General features: G+C 64.3%; 2 protein-coding genes. Both read right to left on the reverse strand.

All coding sequences use genetic code 11. The features are described from left to right. Positions 1-1,360, reverse strand: a 1,360-nt coding sequence (locus JHC57_RS21930) for a cytochrome c oxidase subunit 1 (RefSeq protein WP_294032689.1), incomplete at its 3' end; no start/stop codon positions are given. A 15-nt stretch (positions 1,361-1,375) separates the two neighbouring features. Then, positions 1,376-2,461, reverse strand: a complete 1,086-nt coding sequence (coxB, locus tag JHC57_RS21935) for a cytochrome c oxidase subunit II (RefSeq protein WP_294032690.1) — start codon at positions 2,459-2,461, stop codon at positions 1,376-1,378. Between the last annotated feature and the right edge of the window lie 156 nt (positions 2,462-2,617).

Below are 2,617 nucleotides of genomic sequence, written 5' to 3' on the forward strand. Positions count from 1 at the left end.
GCAGCTGGCCGAGCGCCTCGCTGTACATCCGGCCCGACATCTTCGGGAACCAGTAATAGAAGCCGGCGAAGAGCGAGAAGACCGCGCCCAGCGACAGCACATAGTGGAAGTGCGCGACGACATAATAGGTGTCGTGCAGGTTGGTGTCGACGCCGCCGTTGGCGAGCACGACGCCGGTCACGCCGCCGACGGTGAACATGAAGATGAAGCCGAGCGACCAGACCATCGGGGTCTTGAAGCTCATCGAACCGCCCCACATGGTCGCGATCCAGCTGAAGATCTTGATGCCCGTCGGGACCGCGATCACCATCGTCGCGGCGGTGAAGTACATCTTCAGGTTCACGCTCATGCCGACCGTGAACATGTGGTGCGCCCACACGATGAAGCCGACGACGCCGATCGCGACCATGGCATAGGCCATGCCGAGATAGCCGAACACCGGCTTGCGGCTGAAGGTCGAGATGATCTGGCTGACGATGCCGAAGCCCGGCAGGATCATGATGTAGACTTCGGGGTGACCGAAGAACCAGAAGAGATGCTGGTAGAGGACGGGATCGCCGCCGCCGGCCGCATCATAGAAGGTCGTGCCGAAGTTGCGGTCGGTCAGCAGCATCGTGATCGCCGCGGCGAGCACCGGCAGCGCGAGCAGCAGCAGGAAGGCGGTGACGAGCACCGACCACACGAACAGCGGCATCTTGTGCAGCGTCATGCCCGGAGCGCGCATGTTGAAGATGGTGGTGATGAAGTTGATCGCACCGAGGATCGACGCCGCACCCGCGAGGTGGAGCGAGAAGATCGCCATGTCGACCGCGGGCCCTGCCGAGCCGCTGGTCGACAGCGGCGCATAGACCGTCCAGCCGGTGCCGGCGCCAAGGCCGCTGCCGCCCGGAACGAACATCGAACCGACGAGCATGAAGAAGGCGACGAACGTCAGCCAGAAGGAGACGTTGTTCATGCGCGGGAAGGCCATGTCGGGCGCGCCGATCATCAGCGGCACGAACCAGTTGCCGAAGCCGCCGATCATCGCGGGCATTACCATGAAGAAGACCATGATCAGGCCGTGCGCGGTGATCATGACGTTCCAGAAATGCTTGGCCTGCACCTCGCCTGCCGACGCGTCGAAGAATTGCGCCCAGCCGGTCAGATGCTGGATACCGGGTTCCGCCAGCTCCCAGCGCATCATGCCCGACAGGATCCCGCCGACGATGCCGGCGACGATCGCGAAGATCAGATAGAGGGTGCCGATGTCCTTGTGGTTCGTCGACATGAACCAGCGGACAAAGAAGCCGGGCGTGTCGTGATCATGATCGTGCGCATGGTCGTGGCCGTGCGCGGGTGCAGTCGCTGCGATATCGGTCATCTGTCGGACCCCTTGTTAATTCTTGGCGGCCGGCGCGGCGGCGGGAGCCGCTGCGGGCGCAGCTTCGGTCGTGACGGCGGGAGCCGCTGCGGGTGCGGCTGCCGGAGCGGCCGCGGCAGGAGCCGGTGCAGCGGCGGGCGCTGCGGCTACGGGACCCTTGGGGTTGCCGCCCTTCGAGCGGACCCACGCTTCCCACCTGTCGACCGGGAGCACTTCGACGGCGATCGGCATATAGCCGTGATCGACGCCGCACAGTTCCGAACACTGACCGTAATAGACGCCGACCTTGTTCGCGGTGAACGTCGTTTCGTTGGCGCGGCCGGGGACCGCGTCCATCTTGGTCCAGAAGGCCGGAACCGCGAAGCTGTGGATCACGTCGGCGCCGGTGATGATCAGCTTGACCTGACGGCCGACGGGAACGACCATGCGGTTGTCGACCGCGAGGTGATAGGGCTCGCCGCGCGCGACGGCATCCTTTTCGGGCAGGATCTTCGAGACATATTCGCCGATGCCCTGGTCGGGATAGGCATAGCCCCAATACCACTGATACCCCGTGACCTTGATCGTCAGCGCGTCCTTCTTCGGCGGTTCATATTGCGCCGCGAGCAGCCGGATCGACGGCACGGCGATCACCGCGAGGATCAGCACCGGAATCGCGGTCCAGATGATTTCGATGAAGGTGTTGTGCGTCGTCTTCGACGGCACCGGGTTCGCCTTGGCGCGGAAACGGAACATCACCCAGAGCAGCAGACCGAGGACGATCAGCGTGATCACCGTGATGACGGGCAGCAGGATATAATGATTGAATTCATACGCCGTCTTGCCGATCGGGCTGACCTGCGGCTGGAAATCGATGCCCGCATCGACCGGCTGGCCGACCCCGGGGGTCGGTTTCATCGGGACATAGGTCGCGTCGCCCGCCGGAGCCGCTGCGGTCGTCGCCGCCGGCGCCGTGACTTCGGTCGCAGCCGGAGCCGGATTCGCCGGAGCCGTCGCGGCGGGGGCTTCGGCCGGAGCCGCAGCCGGTGCCTGCGCATGACCGGCGCCCACCGCGCCGAGCGACAAAGCCGCCGCAATTACAAGGGTTTTCAAGCTCTTCATAAGGATAGTGCCGCCCGTTGCCTGTTGTTCTTATGATGGCCCAGCCTGCCTTTCCCCACTGCCGGACACGCGTCCCCGCAGCCATCGGACAGGCTGAATCTCGCGGGCGCTATAGACCCGCTTGCCGCTTGCCTCAAGCATCTCTAACACTATTTT

Source organism: Sphingopyxis sp. (assembly GCF_016463645.1).
Classification (GTDB): domain Bacteria; phylum Pseudomonadota; class Alphaproteobacteria; order Sphingomonadales; family Sphingomonadaceae; genus Sphingopyxis.